General features: G+C 64.0%; 16 protein-coding genes and 1 tRNA gene. 10 read left to right on the top strand and 7 right to left on the bottom strand.

Translation table 11 applies throughout. The features are described from left to right. Window positions 1–155: 155 nt before the first annotated feature. Window positions 156–479 (bottom strand): ferredoxin FdxA, encoded by a 324-nt coding sequence (gene fdxA, locus ACVOK8_RS01505; RefSeq protein ID WP_481509654.1) that lies wholly within the window; start codon window positions 477–479, stop codon window positions 156–158. Window positions 480–653: 174 nt separating this feature from the next. Then, window positions 654–728 (bottom strand) — tRNA-Glu (locus ACVOK8_RS01500). Window positions 729–770: 42 nt separating this feature from the next. Here ACVOK8_RS01500 and pcnB point away from each other — a divergent pair. The 6 genes from pcnB to pgi all read left to right on the top strand — a co-directional run bounded on the left by pcnB (window position 771) and on the right by pgi (window position 6418). Beyond that, window positions 771–2153: a polynucleotide adenylyltransferase PcnB gene (gene pcnB / locus ACVOK8_RS01495; RefSeq protein ID WP_481565251.1), complete on the top strand. Its 1383-nt coding sequence runs from the start codon at window positions 771–773 to the stop codon at window positions 2151–2153. A 6-nt stretch (window positions 2154–2159) separates the two neighbouring features. Then, the gene (folK, locus tag ACVOK8_RS01490) at window positions 2160–2648 is read left to right on the top strand and encodes a 2-amino-4-hydroxy-6-hydroxymethyldihydropteridine diphosphokinase (protein WP_481565248.1); all 489 of its coding nucleotides are present in this window, start codon (window positions 2160–2162) and stop codon (window positions 2646–2648) included. Window positions 2649–2679: 31 nt separating this feature from the next. Next, on the top strand, window positions 2680–3495 hold the full coding sequence (gene panB, locus ACVOK8_RS01485; RefSeq protein ID WP_481565247.1) for a 3-methyl-2-oxobutanoate hydroxymethyltransferase: 816 nt from the start codon (window positions 2680–2682) through the stop codon (window positions 3493–3495). Beyond that, entirely contained in the window at window positions 3492–4334 is an 843-nt protein-coding gene (panC, locus tag ACVOK8_RS01480; protein WP_481565246.1) for a pantoate--beta-alanine ligase, read from the top strand. Before panB ends, panC begins: the two co-directional genes overlap by 4 nt. Window positions 4335–4529: 195 nt before the next feature. Next, window positions 4530–4910, top strand: coding sequence for an aspartate 1-decarboxylase (gene panD, locus ACVOK8_RS01475; protein WP_282268181.1), 381 nt, complete (start codon window positions 4530–4532; stop codon window positions 4908–4910). Continuing rightward, window positions 4907–6418, top strand: a complete 1512-nt coding sequence (gene pgi, locus ACVOK8_RS01470) for a glucose-6-phosphate isomerase (RefSeq protein ID WP_481565245.1) — start codon at window positions 4907–4909, stop codon at window positions 6416–6418. The genes panD and pgi overlap by 4 nt, the downstream gene beginning before the upstream one ends. A gap of 182 nt (window positions 6419–6600) precedes the next feature. On the opposite strand, the gene ACVOK8_RS01465 is transcribed toward pgi, so the two are convergent. Both ACVOK8_RS01465 and ACVOK8_RS01460 read right to left on the bottom strand, forming a co-directional pair. Next, complete coding sequence (locus ACVOK8_RS01465) at window positions 6601–7167, bottom strand: response regulator transcription factor (RefSeq protein ID WP_481534956.1); 567 nt, start codon at window positions 7165–7167, stop codon at window positions 6601–6603. Continuing rightward, window positions 7164–8390 (bottom strand): ATP-binding protein, encoded by a 1227-nt coding sequence (locus ACVOK8_RS01460; protein WP_481565244.1) that lies wholly within the window; start codon window positions 8388–8390, stop codon window positions 7164–7166. The genes ACVOK8_RS01465 and ACVOK8_RS01460 overlap by 4 nt, the downstream gene beginning before the upstream one ends. Before the next feature lie 82 nt (window positions 8391–8472). On the opposite strand from ACVOK8_RS01460, the gene ispG reads away from it, so the two are divergent. From ispG to ACVOK8_RS01445, 3 genes are all read left to right on the top strand, one after another. Continuing rightward, entirely contained in the window at window positions 8473–9738 is a 1266-nt protein-coding gene (ispG, locus tag ACVOK8_RS01455; protein ID WP_481565243.1) for a flavodoxin-dependent (E)-4-hydroxy-3-methylbut-2-enyl-diphosphate synthase, read from the top strand. Continuing rightward, complete coding sequence (locus ACVOK8_RS01450) at window positions 9719–10408, top strand: phosphatase PAP2 family protein (RefSeq protein ID WP_481565242.1); 690 nt, start codon at window positions 9719–9721, stop codon at window positions 10406–10408. Before ispG ends, ACVOK8_RS01450 begins: the two co-directional genes overlap by 20 nt. Window positions 10409–10724: 316 nt before the next feature. After that, window positions 10725–11372, top strand: coding sequence for a response regulator (locus tag ACVOK8_RS01445; RefSeq protein ID WP_481565241.1), 648 nt, complete (start codon window positions 10725–10727; stop codon window positions 11370–11372). 347 nt (window positions 11373–11719) lie between these two features. Here the strand turns inward: ACVOK8_RS01445 and rne are convergent, their stop codons facing one another. Then, the gene (gene rne, locus ACVOK8_RS01440; protein WP_481565240.1) at window positions 11720–14905 is read right to left on the bottom strand and encodes a ribonuclease E; all 3186 of its coding nucleotides are present in this window, start codon (window positions 14903–14905) and stop codon (window positions 11720–11722) included. A 410-nt stretch (window positions 14906–15315) separates the two neighbouring features. On the opposite strand from rne, the gene ACVOK8_RS01435 reads away from it, so the two are divergent. Further along, window positions 15316–16287, top strand: a complete 972-nt coding sequence (locus ACVOK8_RS01435) for an RluA family pseudouridine synthase (RefSeq protein WP_481553680.1) — start codon at window positions 15316–15318, stop codon at window positions 16285–16287. 206 nt (window positions 16288–16493) lie between these two features. Here ACVOK8_RS01435 and zupT read toward each other — a convergent pair whose 3' ends face one another. Both zupT and ACVOK8_RS01425 read right to left on the bottom strand, forming a co-directional pair. Then, window positions 16494–17303, bottom strand: coding sequence for a zinc transporter ZupT (gene zupT, locus ACVOK8_RS01430; RefSeq protein ID WP_481534962.1), 810 nt, complete (start codon window positions 17301–17303; stop codon window positions 16494–16496). Between the two features lie 9 nt (window positions 17304–17312). Beyond that, window positions 17313–17729, bottom strand: a complete 417-nt coding sequence (locus ACVOK8_RS01425; protein WP_481565239.1) for an energy transducer TonB — start codon at window positions 17727–17729, stop codon at window positions 17313–17315. Window position 17730: the final 1 nt, after the last annotated feature.

The following is a 17730-nucleotide window of genomic DNA, read 5'->3' as shown; positions in this document are numbered from 1 at the left end:
GCCGCCCGACCCGGTTTGGCTCCCCCACCCTGTCGTTGGGGCCGGGGGCGGGGGGGGGGGGGGGGGTGGGGGGGTTTTTTCAAAAAAAACCGGGCGCCGCGGCGCCGGGCGCCCCCCTTTTCATTGGCTGGCTGTTGAGCTGGCTATGCGGCGGCTCAGCGTTCCAGCAGCTTCAGCTTGTCTGGTTTGCCGTCCCACTCGGCCGCATCGGCCGGCGGATCTTTACGGATGGTCAGCACCGGCCAGGCCTTGGCCAGTTCGGCGTTGAGCGCAACAAAACCTTCCTGGCCGGCGGGCACATCATCTTCGGGGAAGATGGCGTTGACCGGGCATTCGGGCTCGCACAGCGTGCAATCAATGCATTCGTCAGGATCGATCACGAGGAAGTTGGGGCCTTCGTGGAAGCAATCCACGGGGCAGACTTCGACGCAATCGGTGTGTTTGCACTTGATGCAGTTTTCGGTAACGACAAAAGGCATGACGGGGTCCGGCTTTGAACCCTGCAATTCTAGATCAGGATGCAGGGGGTGGGCGGGGGCATTCTCATTGGCCCGGGCTGCGGTGCGCAAAGAGGCATGCTGGAGCCAGAGCTCTGGCAGGTGTACAAAGCAAAAAACCCCGCAGGGCGGGGCTTTTGCTATCGCAGACGGAGTTGGTGCTCCCTAGGGGACTCGAACCCCTGTTTTAGCCTTGAGAGGGCCACGTCCTAACCTCTAGACGAAGGGAGCGTTTTGTTCGCGTCTGGCGAGCGCGCTAGTATATGCATCTGGTTGCCGCTCGGCAATCCCGTAAACCCAACTGGAAGCGCCAACATCAATTCCATAGTTACAACGCCGTTCACCGTCCGCGTGATCCCGCGCGATCAGCACACCATCTCGCGTCGGGACATCAGCCCCAATGCGCTGCGGGTGCTCTACCGTCTGCGCGAATCCGGCTTCGGCGCCTATCTTGTCGGTGGCGCTGTGCGCGACCTGCTGGTAGGTGGACGCCCCAAGGATTTCGACGTGGCTACCGACGCCACCCCGGAGCAGGTCAAGCAGCTGTTCCGCAATTGCCGGCTGATCGGCCGCCGCTTCCGCCTTGCGCACGTGGTATTCGGCCGCGAGATCATCGAAGTAGCCACCTTCCGCGCCAACAGCGATGACGGCAGCGGCGACCGCGAGGTCGAGAACGGCATGCTGGTGCGCGACAACGTCTACGGCACTATTGAAGATGACGCGGTCCGCCGCGACTTCACCTGCAACGCGCTGTATTACGCCATCGAGGATTTCTCGGTGCGTGACTACACCGGCGGCTTTGAAGACGTGCTGGCACGCCGGATGAAGCTGATCGGCGATCCGGAGCAGCGCTATCGCGAAGATCCCGTGCGCATGCTGCGCGCTGTGCGGCTGGCGGCCAAGCTCAACTTCGAGATCGAAGCGGCTACGGCCGAGCCGATTCCGCGCCTGGCCTCGTTGTTGAGTGAGGCCGCGCCGGCCCGACTATTCGAAGAAGTGCTCAAGCTGTTCCTGTCCGGGCATGGCGTGGCCAGCTTTGAAGGCCTGGAGCGCTACGGACTGCTGGCGGTGTTGTTCCCGGAAAGTGCCGCTGCGCTGAAGAGCAACCGCACCGGCGCACTGCGTCGCATCCTGATCGAAGGCCTGCGCAACACTGACGAGCGTGTCGCCAACGAGGAGCCGGTGTCGCCGGCCTTCCTGTTCGCGCTGCTGCTGTGGCCGGCCTTCTGCCGCGCGCTGATCGGCCTGCAGAAGCAGGGCCTGGCGCCGGAAGAGGCACAGCGCCGTGCCGCCGACCGGGTGACCCTGCACCAGCTGAGCACGATTGCCCTGCCGCGCCGCTTCTCGCTGCCGATGCAGGAAATCTGGCTGCTGCAGTCGCGCTTCAGTACCCGTCAGCGCAAGCGCGTGCTGCGCACCTTGAGTCATCCGCGCTTCCGCGCAGCATTCGATTTCCTGGCCCTGCGTCAGGCCGCTTCCAGCGAACATCAGGAAGACATCGCGTTCTGGCGCGAGGCCCAGGCCGAGGCCGGGCACGAAGTTGGCGCTGGGCTGGATTCGGTGCATACCGACGGCGAGGCGGAGGAAGGTGCGGCACCTCGTCGCCGGCGCCGTCGTCGCCGTCCTGGCGGTGGCAGCGCGACTGCGGGCGAGTAAGTAGCGATGGTTGTAGCGTGTGTCGGGCTGGGCGCGAACCTTGGGGACGCGCCCGCCACCTTGCGTGCGGCAATCGATGTGCTGGCGCAGCTGCCGGATGTACAGCTGCTGGCCAGCTCGCGTCTGTATCGCACCCCGGCCTGGGGTAACGAGGCGCAGCCGGACTTCATCAATGCAGCCGTTGCGCTGCAGACCGATCTGGCGGCGCCGCAGCTGCTGGAGCAGCTGCTGGCGATCGAGCAGCAGTTCGGGCGGGTGCGCGAGCCGGGCCAGCATTGGGGTCCGCGGCTGTTGGATCTGGACCTGCTCTTGTATGCCGAGCAGGTGATCGACCTGCCGCAGCTGCAGGTACCACATCCCTTCTTGCACCAGCGCGGCTTCGCCCTGCTGCCGCTCGCAGACGTGGCGCCAGACGCCCTGATTCCGGGCCATGGAACAGTGCGGGACGTATTGGTAGGCATCAATACCTGCGGTATCGACCCGATAGGGGGATAATGGTCGGCTCATAAGCCACCGTTATGACCACATGAGCACACACGCAGATAGCAAGCCCTGGACCGTCCCCGCATTGGCCGAGGCCAAGCGCAATGGCCAGAAGCTGGTCATGTTGACCGCTTACGACGCCGGCTTTGCCCGTGCCTTCGACGCCAATGGCGTGGACTTGATCCTGGTCGGCGATTCGCTGGGCATGGTGGTGCAGGGGCACGATTCGACGCTGCCGGTCAGCGTTGACGACATGATCTATCACACCCGCGCAGTAGCGGGCGTGCTGGAGCGCGCGCTGTTGATCTCTGACCTGCCGTTCGGCGCTGACGCCACCGCCGAGCGCGCGCTGGATGCCTCGCTCAAGCTGCTGCAGGCCGGCGCGGAGATGGTCAAGATCGAAGGTGCCGGCTTCAAGCTGGACATCATTCGTCACCTGGTCGAGCGCGAAATCCCGGTCTGCTCGCACCTGGGCCTGACCCCGCAGTCGGTATTGCGCCTGGGCGGTTACCGCGTGCAGGGCCGTGGCGATGCTGCCAGGCAGTTGCTCGAGGACTCCAAGGCCGTGGCCGAGGCGGGCGCCAGCCTGCTGGTGCTGGAATGCGTGCCGACCCCGATTGCCGGTCGCGTTACTGCCGAAATCACGATTCCCACCATTGGTATTGGCGCCGGTCCCGATTGCGACGGGCAGGTTCTGGTGCTGCATGACTTCCTCGGTCTGGACAGTGGTCACCGGCGTCCCAAGTTCGTCAAGGATTTCCTTGCCGAAGGCGGCTCGGTGGCCGGTGCGGTCCGTGCCTATGCCGACGCCGTGCGCGCTGGCATCTTCCCCGACGCAGAACACGCTTACGCATCATGATCGAAACCGTTACCGAACTTTCCCGGCTGCGCGCCATTGTCAGCGGTTGGAAGCGCGAGGGCCTGCGCGTCGCGCTGGTGCCGACCATGGGCAATCTGCACGCTGGCCACTACTCGTTGGTGAAGCTGGCGCGTGAGCATGCCGACAAGGTGGTCTCCAGCGTCTTCGTCAACCCGACCCAGTTCGGTCCGAACGAGGATTTCACCCGTTACCCGCGCACGCCCGAGGCCGACACCAGTGGCCTGGAGAAGGCCGGCTGTGACGTGCTGTGGCTGCCCACGGTGGAATCCATGTACCCGTTTGGCGTGGAGTTGGCTGCCAACGTGCATGTGCCCGGTGTCAGTTCGCTGCTGGAGGGCGCACACCGCCCGGGGCACTTCGACGGTGTCTGCACGGTGGTGAGCCGTCTGTTCAACCAGGTACAGCCGGACGTGGCCGCGTTTGGGCGCAAGGACTACCAACAGCTGGCGGTTATCCAGCAGATGGTGGCTGACCTGGCGTTCCCGATCCAGATCCTCGGCGGCGAGATCGTGCGCGAGACCGATGGTCTGGCGATGAGCTCGCGCAATCAGTACCTGACTGCCGATGTGCGGCCGCAGGCCACGGTCATCCGCAAGGTGCTGCTGGCCGCGCGCGATGCCTACCTGGGTGGCGCCGAGCGTGTGGCCGTGGAGCAGCAGGCGGCGGCGCAGCTGGAAGCTGCCGGCTACCAGGTGGATTACGCGGTGGTGCGCATGCCCGACCTGAGCGAGCCGGGCGCCAGTCACGAAGGCGCGCGGGTGGCGCTGGTGGCGGCCAAGCTGGGTAGTACCCGCCTGATCGATAACATTGAGTTCTGAACTCGAGAGTTCTGAATAGGGCAACTGACGGACTTCCAGTGTCCGTCGGTGGGCCCATGAATGACAGCCAATGGCGCCCTCGTGGCGCCATTGCTGTATCCACGCAAGCACCGCTGGAAAGGTCATGTTGCGGTGCGGGCAAGGGCGCGCGCCGGTGCTAGACTGCGCCCTTTCTCACGCAGTTTCGGCATTGTCATGCAACTTTCCCTGCTCAAGACCAAGATCCACCGCGCCACCGTCACCCATTCGGAGCTGAACTACGAAGGCTCCATCGCGATCGACGACAACCTGCTGCAGGCGACCGGCATCCGCGAATTCGAACAGGTGCACATCTGGGACGTAACCAACGGTGCCCGTTTCACCACCTATGCCCTGCGGGCCGAAGCCGGTAGCGGCGTGATCTCGCTCAACGGCGGCGCAGCGCGCCATGTGCAGGTGGGCGACATCATCATCATCGCTGCCTTCGCCGGCATGAGCGAAGAAGAAGCCAGCACGTTCAAGCCCAAGCTTGTCTACGTTGACGGCGACAACCGCATTTCCCACACCAACGACAGCATCCCCACACAGGCCGCATGATCACCAACAACGGATTCGACGTATTGCACGCCCACGCCCAGCGTCTGCAGGGCACCGGCATTCCCTCGCTGATGGCCGCAGAGCCTGACCGGGTGCAGCGCCTGGCGCTGAAAGTCGGTCCGTTGTATGTGAACTTCGCGCGGCAGAAATACGACCGCGCGGCCCTGGACGCCCTGTTGGAACTGGCCGCCGCGCGCGATGTCGCCGGCGGTTTCCAGCGTTTGTTCGCTGGCCAGAAGATCAACCACACCGAAGATCGCGCGGTGCTGCACAGCGCGCTGCGCGGCGATGCCAGTGATGCGCCGGTTGCAGTGGCTGCGCGCGCTGAAGCTGTGGCGGTGCAGGCGCAGATGGGTGGCTTGATCAAGGCGCTGGAAGCCAGCAACGTCACCGATATCGTCAGTGTCGGCATCGGCGGCTCGGATCTGGGTCCGCGTCTGGTTGCCGATGCGCTGCGTCCGGTGTCGGGCGCGCGTTTTCGTGTGCATTTCGTTTCGAACGTCGACGGCGCAGCGATGCAGCGCACCCTGGCGACGCTGGACCCGGCGACCACCGCTGGCATCCTGATTTCCAAGACCTTTGGTACCCAGGAAACCCTGCTCAACGGCCGCATCCTCTGCGACTGGCTGGGCGGCAGCGAGCGTCTGTACGCCGTCAGTGCCAATCCCGAGCGCGCCGCCAAGGCCTTCGACATCGCCGCCGAGCGTGTGCTGCCGATGTGGGACTGGGTGGGTGGTCGTTATTCGCTATGGTCGGCGGTGGGCTTCCCGATTGCCTTGGCGATTGGTTTCGAACGCTTTGGGCAGCTGCTGGAAGGCGCTGCGCAGATGGACGCGCACGCGGCAAGTGCGCCACTGGCAAGCAATCTGCCGGTGCTGCACGCACTGACCGATATCTGGAACCGCAATGTGTTGGGCTATGCCACCCACGCAGTGATGACCTACGACCAGCGCATGGCGCTGTTGCCGGCATACCTGCAGCAGCTGGTGATGGAAAGCCTGGGCAAGCGGGTCAAGCGCGACGGCAGCCCGGTCGACGGTGACACGGTGTCGGTGTGGTGGGGCGGTGCGGGCACCGACGTGCAGCACAGCTTCTTCCAGGCCCTGCACCAGGGCACCAGCATCGTGCCGGCCGATTTCATCGGCTGCGTGCGCAATGATGATCCCTACGAGATCAACCATCAGGCCTTGCTGGCCAACCTGTTGGCGCAGACCGAAGCCCTGGCCAACGGCCAGGACAGCGAAGACCCGCACCGCCAGTACCCGGGTGGCCGCCCGAGCACGATGATCCTGCTGGATGCGTTGACCCCGCAGTCGCTGGGCGCCTTGATCGCCATGTACGAACACGCGGTGTACGTGCAGTCGCTGATCTGGGATATCAACGCCTTCGATCAGTTCGGTGTTGAATTGGGCAAGCAGCTGGCCAGCCAGTTGTTGCCTGCCGTGCAGGGTGAGGCAGTGGAGATAGCCGACCCGATGACCCGGGAGTTGTTGGCGCGGCTGCGCTGATAGCGGCTTGTTGCTTGGTGGGAGAAAAGCCGCGCAGAGATGCGCGGCTTTTTTTCTCCCTCCCTTTGCCGAAGGCAAGGGGAGGATTGGGGAGGGGTAAGCCTTTGCTGTTCAAGCAAACGCCGGAAACTGCCCTCACCCCAACCCCTCTCCCGCAGGCGGGAGAGGGGCTTCAAGCGGGGTTACCTGTTCGGGTCCCGCTCCGGGCTTGGCCGCTTGGTCAGCTTGCGCTGCAATGAGCGGCGATGCATTCCGAGCAACCGCGCTGCAGCGGAGACATTGCCGCCGGTCTCATGCAGCGCCTGTTGGATATGCTCCCACTGCAGGCGGCTGATCGGCGTCATCGCGTCCGGCGGTTCAACATCCTCGGGTTCCTCGCCGGCCTCGTCCTCTTCGCCAAGCGCGCGCAGGATCATCTGCACGGTCGCCGGTTTCGGCAGATAGTCATCGGCGCCCAGCTTGATCGCTTCCACTGCGGTAGCGATGGATGCATAACCGGTGACCAGCAGGATGCGCATGTCCTGGCGCAGTTCGCGCAGCGGCTGGATCAGGTTCAAGCCGGATTCGCTGCCCAGCTTCAAGTCGATCAGCGCAAACGCTGGTGGCGTCTGCGTGGCCAGTTGCATGGCGCTGGAGATGTCGGTGGCGGTGATCGCTTCGATGCCGCGGCGGGCCAGAGTGCGCTGCAGGGTGCGCAGGTAGAGCGGGTCGTCATCGACCAGCAGGCCGTGGGTGGCAGCAGCATTCATGAACTTACCTCGATGTTGTTCAACGGCAGACGAAAGCCGACGCGTGCTCCCTGGCCTTCGGCCGGGCGCAGCCACAATTCGCCGTGCAGACGCTCAATGGTGGCATGCGACAGTGCCAGGCCGACACCCATGCCATTGCTTTTGCCGCTGTTGAACAAGGTGCCGGGCAGGGCAGCATCATTGGCGTTGAAGCCGGGGCCGTAGTCGCGTACTTCGCCATACAGCTGACCTTCGTGGATGCGGATGTCCAGGTCTATCTGCGCACGCCCAGCGTGTTCGCCGGCATCGGCGGCATTGTTCAATAGAACCTGCAGCAGATGACCAATGCCGGGGTCCAGCTTCAGATGCAGCGGGGCGTCAGGGTTGCGGCGCAACTGGATGGTCGGGCGCACCAATCGCCATTGTTCCAGCACGCTGGCGATGGATACCGGCGCGCGGCTGCCGGCGCCTTCGGCTGGTGCGGCCAATGCCAGCACCTTCTCCCGGCACTGCACCAGCAACTCGCGCAGGGTTTCCAGATCGTCGCGCATTTCCGGGGTGGCGGCGCCTTGCTCGACGATGTCGTCGGTGAGCAAGGTCATGGTCGCCAGCGGCGTGTTGAGTTCATGGGCGACAGATGCGGCGTGCGTGGCCAGCGCAACGATGCCTTCATTGCGGACGAAGCGTTCGCGCAGCATTGCCAGCTGGTTCTCACGTTCGCGCAGCGCAGCCGCCAGTCGCGTGGAGAACACCAGCACCACCACGCTGGACAGCAGGAAGTTGGCCGCCGCGCCCCACAGGTGCAGGCTCATCGTGTCGAAGTAGCCGCCCTTCAGTGGCAGTCCGAACACCGCGCTTAGTGCATAGCCGCCGACGCAGGCAGCGGCCACGGCGTGGGTCCAGCGCAGCGGCAGTGCCAATGCGGCCAGCGCGATCAGGATCAGGAACAGCGAGCCGAATGGGTTGGCGATGCCGCCGCTCCAGCCAACCATCCAGGTCAGTACCGTGACATCGACAAGGATGTGGCCGAAGGCAGTAACCGGTGCCGGGTCGGTGTCGTGCACGCGCAACTGCACGTACAGGTTGAACAAGGCCAGTACGGCGACGCCGGCCCACAGCGGCTCCTGCGGCAGTTCAAGGCCCAACAGCCAGGTGGCGACAAGGATGGTGGCAGCCTGGCCGGCGGTGGCCAGCCAGCGAAGGCTGCACAGGGTGCGCAGAAAAGAGGTGTCTCGGGTTTCCATGGCGCAATCGTATGCTGTCGCGGTGGCTACCACGCAATCCAAGGTTCATGCCGTACGGGCGGCTGGCGCGCTAAAATGGGCAATGCATGACGCCGTGACCCGCCCAACACCGCCCACCGACGCTACCGCGTGGCCCCGCCGCATCACCCAGTCCGTCGCTATCGGCGGCGTAAAGGTGGGCGGAGGTAACCCCGTAGTCGTGCAGTCGATGACCAATACCGATACCGCCGATGTGGCTGCCAGCGTCAAGCAGGTGGCTGAACTGTGGCGCGCGGGCTCGGAGATGGTGCGACTGACCGTCAACAATCCCGAATCGGCCGCGGCCATTCCGCGCATCGTCGAGAAGTTGGCGATGATGGGCATCGAGGTCCCGCTGATCGGTGACTTCCATTACAACGGCCATCAGCTGCTGACCGGTGAACCGGCGTGTGCCGAGGCGCTGGCCAAGTACCGCATCAATCCGGGCAATGTCGGCTTCGGCAAGAAGAAAGACACCCAGTTCGCTCAGTTGATCGAATTCGCCATCAAGTACAACAAGCCGGTGCGTATCGGTGCCAACTGGGGCTCGTTGGATCAGGCACTTGCGGCCAAGTTGATGGATGAGAACAGCCAGCGTGCGCAGCCTTGGGATGCAGGGCGCGTACTGCGCGAGGCCTTGATCCGCTCGGCGCTGGATTCGGCTGAAACGGCAGTTGAACTCGGCTTGCCGCGGGATCGCATCGTGTTGTCGGCCAAGGTCAGCGGCGTGCAGGAATTGATCGCGGTTTATCGTGATCTGGCGCTGCGCTCGGATTTCGCATTGCACCTTGGTCTGACCGAGGCTGGCATCGGCAGCAAGGGCATTGTTGCTTCGTCGGCAGCGCTGGCAGTGCTGATGCAGGAAGGTATCGGCGACACCATCCGTATCTCGCTGACGCCCGAACCGGGCCAATCGCGCACGCAGGAAGTGATCGTCGCCCAGGAGCTGCTGCAGACCACCGGTCAGCGCGCTTTCACGCCGATGGTCACCGCCTGCCCGGGCTGCGGCCGTACCACCTCCGAGTTCTTCCAGGAGTTGGCCAAGGTGGTGCAGAACCACGTGCGCGAAAAGATGCCGGTGTGGCGCGTCAGTCACCCCGGCGCGGAGAACATGACGCTTGCGGTGATGGGCTGCATCGTCAACGGCCCCGGTGAGTCGCGTCACGCCAATATCGGCATTTCGCTGCCTGGTACCGGCGAAACCCCGGCCGCGCCGGTGTTTGTCGACGGCGAAAAGAAGATCACCCTGCGCGGTGACAACATCGCCCACGAGTTCGTCGCCTTGATCGATGACTATGTCGAGACCCGCTATGCCCGAAGCTCGGGTTGATTCCCGGAGCGAAGCTGCCGGTCTACGCCGCTGGCTCGCCCACAATGCGTGGCGGCTGGTGGTGTTGTTCATCGGCGTGCTGCTGCCGTTGGCGGGCTTCGTGGCTTTGGCCGATGAGATCCACGAGGCCGAGGCTTTCCACTTCGACGCAGCCCTGCTGCTACGCATGCATGCGATCGCCACGCCTGGCCTGAACGGCTTCTTCGTGCTGATGTCCAAGCTTGGTTATCAATGGGGCGTCATCCCCTTGGATATCGTGATTGTGGCGGTGTTGCTGCTGTGGCGACGCTGGCGCAAGGCTGCGTTCGCAGCGACGGCCTTCATCGGCTCGGCGCTGTTGAATCTGGGCAGCAAGCAGGTATTCCAGCGCGAGCGCCCGAGCCTGTGGGAATCGATTGCGCCGGAAAGCACATTCAGCTTCCCCAGTGGGCACGCGATGGGCTCGATGACCTTGGCCCTGACCCTGGTGTTCTTGACCTGGCGCACGCGCTGGCGTTGGCCGGTGGTGGCGCTGGTCAGCGGTTTTGTCGTTTCGGTTGGCCTGTCACGGGTCTACCTGGGGGTGCATTACCCCTCGGACATCCTCGGCGGCTGGTGTGCCGCAACGATCTGGGTTACAGGCGTGTATATGGTGATGTTCCGTCAACGCTGGTCCTTGCCAGCGCCCTGAAGTGCACTGCAATTGGTAATGTCCAAAACGTAAGAGAAGTCCTAAGTCATTGGACGAATTGACCTGATGGATACAGTATTGGCTGCGACGGCATAGTGAGCTCGCCAGCCGCAGGCACATAAACCGCATCATCCTGATGCTCAAAACAACAGACACATTTCCTGCGAGCGGGTGTCCGATAGAGCCCAGTTGGGCCACTTCTGCTTGATAATACACATGGCCTTGCCATGAGGGACGGGGGAGGGCCGTCGCCTCGCATGCTCGGATTTTGCCGCGCCCAAGGCTTCAACTGTCACCTCGCCGCGAGGAATCCTTCATGACCATCAGCGTTTTTCTTATCGATGACCACGCACTTGTGCGCACGGGCATTCGGATGATTCTTTCGGGGCAAACCGGGATAGAAGTCGTCGGTGAAGCGGACAGCGGCGACGTCGCACTGCCGCAGATCCGTCGCCTGAAGCCGGACGTCGTACTGTGTGACCTGCACCTTCCTGGTCTCAGTGGCCTGGAGATCACCGAGCGTATCGTCAAGGGCGATCACGGCACCAAGGTAATCATCGTTTCGGTGCTGGAAGATGGGCCGATGCCCAAGCGTTTGCTGGAGGCCGGTGCGTCCGGCTACGTGGGCAAGGGTGGGGATTCGAAAGAGCTGATCCGCGCTGTGCATGACGTTGCCATCGGCAAGCGTTACCTGGCCACCAGCATTGCGCAGAATCTGGCGCTGTCCAATCTGGAGGGCGGCGCATCGCCGTTCGACCTGCTCTCGCCGCGTGAACTTGAAGTGGCCTTGTTGCTGATCCAGGGGCACCGCCAGGAAGAAATCGCCCGCCGCTTGAGCCTCAGTGCCAAGACTGTGAATACCCATAAGGCACGTCTGTTCCAGAAACTGGGGGTGCAGGACAACATCGCCCTGGCCAGGCTTTCTGCGCAGTATGGCGTGGGTGATCCCACCAAGGCGATCTGAGTCGATGGGGTTCTGACAGGCATCGTTGTGCGTAAAAGCGCCCTTCAACTGCAAACAAAGGGAGCACAGCGATAACGCTGTGCTCCTTTTGTTTGGGCGCGCGATGGTCGCATGCGACTCGACCTTGCAGGCAATGATTTGGCGACTGTCTGTTTGTGGAAGCGGTGCGAACCGCGAAGCTGGCGTTGCTGAAGCGCCAAGGGCCTATGCCATCTGATGATCTGTTTGCTTCGCGGCTTACGCCGCTCCTACAAGAGGGGAGGGGGCTTCGGCGATGTGATTGCGTGGCCCGGAAAAGCAGAAAGCGGCCTAAAGGCCGCTTTCTGCTTTCAAACTGTTTGCACGGTTCAGACGCTACGCGGCTGATCGTCTTCCTGCTTCTCGGCCTCAGCTTCCGCCTCTGCTGCGACGCTTTCCGCGTCTACGGTAGGGGCGACAACGACAGGCGTCGGTGCAACCACAGGGGCTGGTGCTGCAGCCTCGACGACCGGCTTTTCAGTAGTTTCCTCAACAGTCGGCGCTTGGGCGAACAGCTGCCCGTTTTCGGGTGCTGCAGTCTGTGCAACTACAGCAGCGGCCGCTTCCGGCTGCTGGACACTGACCGGGGCTGGTGCTGCGCTGACCGGCACCGCAGCGGTGACTTCTGCCGGTGCGCTGACAACTGCCGGAGCAGCGACAGGTGCTTCCACGGTGGCGACCACCGGTGCAGCGACGACTGCTTCAGCGACGGTTTCCACCGGGGTGCTGATTGCCTGCTCGGCCTTGACGACTACCGGCTCAGAGGCAGCTGCCACTTCGACGGGAGCGGCTGCTGCCGGCGTGGTCACTTCGACAACGGCTGCTTCGACAGCAAGCACTTCGACATCAGCGGCAGGTGCTGCGGCAACAACCGCAACAACGGCTGCAGCAGCTTGTACCGGTGTAGCAGCAGCCGGCTTGGCTGCTACTGGCGCGGAAGCCGGAGCGGCCGGAGTTGCAGGCTCGTCATCGAACTCGAACTCGGGCTGGCTGCTGGCGGGCTTGGCCGAAGCTTCATTGACTTCGCCGTCGGCGTCATCAAAAGCGTCCAAACCATCCTCGTCACCGCCCAGGTTTTCACCGCCGGCGGCGCCTTCACCGTTGCCACGACGGCGACGACGGCCACCGCGACGACCACGACGACGACGACCACCGGCTTCTCCGGCACCGTCTTCAGCTGCTGCAACCGGGTTGCCGTTCTCGTCGAGAATCACAGCCACTGCCGGCTGCTCCTCGGCGACGACCGCCGGCTTGGCGATCTCGGCAGCAATGGTGTTTTCCTTCACCACGGCATCGGTGTTGGCAACGGCTTCGTTGGCAACAATCGCTGCGGCGGCCGGTGCAGTTGCGCGCGCGGCTTCCGGCTGTGCCTGCTGCTGGCGTGTGGGTTTCTCACCCTGCACGTTCTGCTGCTGTGCCTGCTTGTCGGCGTCCTGCTGCGGCTTGGGCTGCTTCGGCTGCTTGGGCTGTTTGGCCTGCTGCTGCTCGTTGTTGCGCTGCTGCTTGGGCTGCTGCTGTGCCTGCTCACCGCGCGGCTGCTCATTGCGCTGCTTGGGCTGCTGCTGGGCGTTGTTCTGCGCCTGCGGCTGGGCCTGCTGCTGCGGCTTGTCAGCGTTCTGGCGACGATCCTCGCGGCGCTGCTCGTCACGGCGGTTGCCGTTGCCGTTGGCGTTTGCATGGCCGTTGCCGCCGCGACCCTGCTGGCCGTTGCGGCCGTCACGGCGCTGGTTGCCGCGCTCGTTGCGGTTGTTGCGACCGTTGTCCTGGCGCTGCGGCTGGGCCGGCTGTGCGGCCGGAGCCGGCTCGCCGCCGAACACGCGCTTCAGCCAGCCCATCACTCCGCCGGCGGCGGGAGCGACGGGTGCGGCAACCGGTGCCGGGGCCGGGGCGGCTTCGACGACTTCACGGATCGGCGCAGGCTGGCTGTGCTTGACGTGGGTCACGGCCGGGGCCGGGATGTTCAGCTGGGCCTTGGTCAGTGCATGCACCGGCAGCTTGCGCGGGGTGCCGCGCTGGTAGCTGGGCTTGTTCGACTCTTCACCCAGTTCGTTGTCGCGCAGGCGCGTGACTTCGTAATGCGGGGTGTGCAGCTGCTCATCGGCAACGATGACGATGGGTGCGTCGTGGCGCTGCTCGATTTCACGCAGGGCGCTGCGCTTCTCGTTGAGCAGGTAATTGGCGATCTCGACCGGGGCCTGCACCAGCACCTGTCCGGTGTTTTCCTTCATCGCATGCTCTTCGGCAACGCGGATGATGGACAGCGACAGCGACTCGATGCTGCGCATGCGGCCCTGGCCGTCGCAACGCGGGCAGACGATCTGGCTGGATTCGCCCAGGCTCGGACGCAGGCGCTGGCGGCTCATTTCCATCAGTCCGAAGCGCGAGATGCGGCCCAGCTGGACGCGGGCACGGTCGTACTTCAGGGCGTTCTGCAGGCGGTTTTCGACTTCGCGCTGGTGCTTGCTGGAGGACATGTCGATGAAATCGATGACCACCAGGCCACCCAGGTCGCGCAGGCGCAGCTGGCGGGCGACTTCTTCGGCCGCTTCCAGATTGGTCTGGAAGGCGGTGTCTTCGATGTCGCTGCCCTTGGTGGAGCGGGCCGAGTTGACGTCGACCGCGGTCAGCGCTTCGGTCTGGTCAACCACGATCGAGCCGCCGGACGGCAGGCGCACGTTGCGCTCGTAGATCGCCTCGATCTGAGATTCGATCTGGAAGCGATTGAACAGCGGGATGTCGTCTTTGTAATGCTTGAGCTTGCGCAGGGTCTGCGGCATCACCTGCTGCATGAAGTCGCGTGCGGTCTCGTACAGCTCTTCGGTGTCGACAAGGATCTCGCCGACGTCCGAACGCAGGTAGTCGCGCAGGGCGCGCACGATCAGGCGCGATTCCTGGTAGATCAGGAACGGGGCCGGCTTGGTCAGTGCGGCTTCGGCGATCGAACGCCAGACCTGCAGCAGATAGTCCAGATCCCACTGCAGCTCTTCGGCATCGCGGCCAACGCCGGCGGTGCGGATGATCACGCCCATGTCGTCGGGGATGTTGAGCTTGTCCAGCGCTTCCTTCAGGGCGGCGCGGTCTTCACCCTCGATGCGACGGGAAACGCCGCCGGCAGAGGGGGAGTTCGGCATCAGCACCATGTAGCGGCCGGCCAGGGAGATGAAGGTGGTCAGGGCGGCGCCCTTGTTGCCACGCTCTTCCTTGTCGACCTGCACGACGATTTCCTGGCCTTCGCGCAGGAGCTCTTTGATGGAGGCCTTGTTGTGGTCCACGCCCGCCTGGAAATAGTCGCGGGAGATTTCCTTGAGCGGCAGGAAGCCATGGCGGTCGCCGCCGTACTCGACAAAGGCGGCCTCGAGCGACGGCTCAAGACGGGTGATGCGGCCCTTGTAGATGTTGGACTTCTTCTGTTCCTTGGACGGTTGCTCGATGTCGATGTCGTACAGGTTTTGCCCGTCGACGATGGCCACGCGCAGTTCTTCAGCCTGCGTGGCATTGATCAGCATTCGCTTCATTGTGCGTTCCTCGCGCGCTGCTACCGCGCGGAACGCCATGGGGTTTCGCCTCTGGACACGGTTCGCCGCCCATTCGCGCAGGCGCGGGCAGGGCGGCTTGGGTTTCCAGCGCTACGACACCACGGCAGGCCGCGGGAGCGCTTCTTTCTTGTTTTAGGTGTTTCAGGGCCGGCGGCCGCCCGCGGCCGGGGCCGATGGCGTCGCGCGGGACATGGGTTTCGTCCAGCTCGGATGCTTTTTGGCATCCGGCGATGGCCGGGAACGCCGACGAGCCGCTAACATGGCCGCCCCGGGGGCGGTGGCCGCGCACTGTGCCGGATTCGTAGGGAGCGGGGCTTCTGGCCCTGACCAACTTCCAACGAAATCAAACCCTTATATCGCCCCCCGAGTGTAGCAGAATAAATAGGCCGATGACTGATTCCGACAAGCCCCACGCACCGCCTGCCGCCAAGAGCAGCGTGCGCATGATCAAAGTGCCCGAAGACAGGGCAGGACAGCGACTGGACAACTTTTTGTTGGGTCAGCTGAAGGGCGCACCACGCAGCCTGGTCTACAAATTGGTCCGCAGTGGCCAGGTCCGTGTGAATGGCGGCCGTGCCAAGGCCGACCGCAAGCTGGACGGCGGTGAAGAGGTGCGTATCCCGCCGGTCAATCTCAATGAGATTGGAGACAAGGCGCCGCCGCCGAGCAGCTTCCTGCAGCGTATGGAAGAAGCCATCGTCTTCGAGGATGCCAAGCTGTTGGTGATCAACAAGCCGACCGGGGTGGCCAGCCACGGCGGCAGCGGCATCAGCCACGGTGCGATCGAGACGATGCGCGCGCTACGCCCGAACATGAACCTGGAGCTGGTGCACCGGCTGGACCGGGATACTTCTGGTCTGCTGATCCTGGCCAAGAAGCGTTCGGCCCTGGTCGAGCTGCAGGCCTTGCTGCGTGAAGACCATGGCGGCATCCAGAAGCGCTACCTGACCTTGCTGGCCGGACGCATGCCTGATGGCGTGATGAGTGTGGACGCCCCGCTGCACGTCGGCCTGCGCCAAGGCGGTGAGCGCCATGTTCAGGTGAACGCGATCGGCAAGCCCTCGCTGAGCCATTTCAAGGTATTGGAGCGTCGCGGCGGGCAGTCCTACTGCGAAGTCAGGATCGAAACCGGCCGCACCCATCAGATCCGCGTGCATGCCCAGCACATCGGTCATCCGGTGGCAGGTGACGACAAATACGGCGATCCTGCAGTCAACAAGCGCTTTCGTGAGCAGATCGGGCTGAAACGCTTGTTCCTGCACGCGGCCTCGCTGGAGTTCGCGCTGGATGGCGGCAAGACACCTTATGTATTGAATGCGCCGCTGCCGCCGGATCTGGTTGAGGCGATGAACAGGCTTTGAGGCCTTGGAGTTGGGTTGGGGTCCGCCAGTGCGGCGGTTCCCCATGGTCTGACAGGTGTCTGTAGGAGCGGCGTCAGCCGCGAAGCCACAGATCAGTCAGGCCGCGAACATGCTGGCGATTTCAGCAATGCCGGCTTCGCGGCTTACGCCGCTCCTACAAGGGGCCGTGTTCGGGGCCGGCTGGGTTGCCTGCCGGCCAGGGCGTCCTACCACTTGAACAGCACAAGGCTCACCGCAATCGTGGCCATGCCGATCACCAGTCCGTAAACGGTCTCATGGCCCTTTGCGTAGCGCTTGGCTGCTGGCAGCAGTTCGTCCAGGGCCAGGAACACCATGATTCCCGAGATCAGCCCGAATACCGCGCCGAAGGTGGCGTGGGACAGCGAGCCGGCCAGGGCGAAGTAGCCGATGGCGGCGCCAACCGGCTCGGCCAGCCCCGACAACAGGCTGGCGAAAACCGCATAGGACTTGCGCCCGGTGGCGAAGTACACCGGCACGGCGATGGCGATGCCTTCCGGGATGTTGTGGATGGCGATGGCGAAGGCCAGTGGCAGGCCGACCGACGGGCTTTCCAGCGTGGCGAAGAAGGTTGCCAAGCCTTCCGGGAAGTTGTGGGCGGTAATCGCCACCGCGCTGAGCAGTCCAACCCGGCGGATGTTGCTGCGGGTCTTTTCCTTGAAGGCAGGGTCCTGCTTGTCCAGGGTTTCGTGCGGGTTGGGCACGAAATGGTCGATCAACACCACCAGCAGCACGCCGCCCAGGAACCAGAGCGTGCCGTAGGTGAAACCGAGACGGTCGCCGTATGCCAGTGCAAAAGAAGCCACGGACTTGTTCAGGATCTCCGACAGCGACACGTACACCATCGCGCCGCCGGCAAAGGCCAGGCCAAAGGCCAGCAGGCGCGGGTTGGGGCGCCTGGAGAACACCACCATCAGGCTGCCGACGGTGGTAGCCAGGCCGGCAGCCAGGGTCAGCCCGAAGGCCATCCAGAGATTTTCGGGGGTTACTGGATGCATCAGTCGCGATCAGCCGCCACGACGCGCGCGTTCTTCGATGGCAAAGCACTCATTCGGTTTCGGGTCCGGTGGGTTGAAGCTGACCGGTACCTGGATGGTGGTCGGCACCGGCTGGCCGTTACGGGTGGCCGGGTTGAATTTCCACTCGCGAACGCGACGCGCGGCGGAGTCGTCGAGCTGGCTGTTGCCGCTGCTGGTGACCAGCGACACCTCGGTGGGCGTGCCCTGCGGGCCAACCACCACGCGCAGCACGCTTTTGCCGCCAACGCCGGTGCAGGCCAGTTCGGCCGGGTAGTCCGGCGGCGGGGTCTGCACGGCGGCTACTTCGGTCGGGGCGACGGTCGGCGCTGTCGGTTGGTCGGAGGAGTTGCAGGCGCTCAAAGCGACCACGGTGCCCAATGCAGCGAACAGCAGGCGCAGTTTCATG

The sequence above is a fragment of the Stenotrophomonas sp. STEN083 genome, assembly GCF_056759195.1.
Note: the sequence above shows the minus strand (reverse complement) of the source record. Positions and strands in the feature narration are given on the sequence as shown.

Excerpts from the sequence above, each read along its gene's own strand:
- pgi (WP_481565245.1), top strand. The coding sequence starts at position 4,907 with ATGATCACCAACAACGGATTCGACGTATTGCACGCCCACGCCCAGCGT.
- ACVOK8_RS01435 (WP_481553680.1), top strand. The coding sequence starts at position 15,316 with ATGACTGATTCCGACAAGCCCCACGCACCGCCTGCCGCCAAGAGCAGC.
- ACVOK8_RS01465 (WP_481534956.1), bottom strand. The coding sequence starts at position 7,167 with ATGAATGCTGCTGCCACCCACGGCCTGCTGGTCGATGACGACCCGCTC.
- rne (WP_481565240.1), bottom strand. The coding sequence starts at position 14,905 with ATGAAGCGAATGCTGATCAATGCCACGCAGGCTGAAGAACTGCGCGTG.
- panC (WP_481565246.1), top strand. The coding sequence starts at position 3,492 with ATGATCGAAACCGTTACCGAACTTTCCCGGCTGCGCGCCATTGTCAGC.
- ispG (WP_481565243.1), top strand. The coding sequence starts at position 8,473 with ATGCATGACGCCGTGACCCGCCCAACACCGCCCACCGACGCTACCGCG.
- panB (WP_481565247.1), top strand. The coding sequence starts at position 2,680 with ATGAGCACACACGCAGATAGCAAGCCCTGGACCGTCCCCGCATTGGCC.
- fdxA (WP_481509654.1), bottom strand. The coding sequence starts at position 479 with ATGCCTTTTGTCGTTACCGAAAACTGCATCAAGTGCAAACACACCGAT.
- folK (WP_481565248.1), top strand. The coding sequence starts at position 2,160 with ATGGTTGTAGCGTGTGTCGGGCTGGGCGCGAACCTTGGGGACGCGCCC.
- ACVOK8_RS01450 (WP_481565242.1), top strand. The coding sequence starts at position 9,719 with ATGCCCGAAGCTCGGGTTGATTCCCGGAGCGAAGCTGCCGGTCTACGC.
- ACVOK8_RS01445 (WP_481565241.1), top strand. The coding sequence starts at position 10,725 with ATGACCATCAGCGTTTTTCTTATCGATGACCACGCACTTGTGCGCACG.
- ACVOK8_RS01460 (WP_481565244.1), bottom strand. The coding sequence starts at position 8,390 with ATGGAAACCCGAGACACCTCTTTTCTGCGCACCCTGTGCAGCCTTCGC.
- panD (WP_282268181.1), top strand. The coding sequence starts at position 4,530 with ATGCAACTTTCCCTGCTCAAGACCAAGATCCACCGCGCCACCGTCACC.
- zupT (WP_481534962.1), bottom strand. The coding sequence starts at position 17,303 with ATGCATCCAGTAACCCCCGAAAATCTCTGGATGGCCTTCGGGCTGACC.
- ACVOK8_RS01425 (WP_481565239.1), bottom strand. The coding sequence starts at position 17,729 with ATGAAACTGCGCCTGCTGTTCGCTGCATTGGGCACCGTGGTCGCTTTG.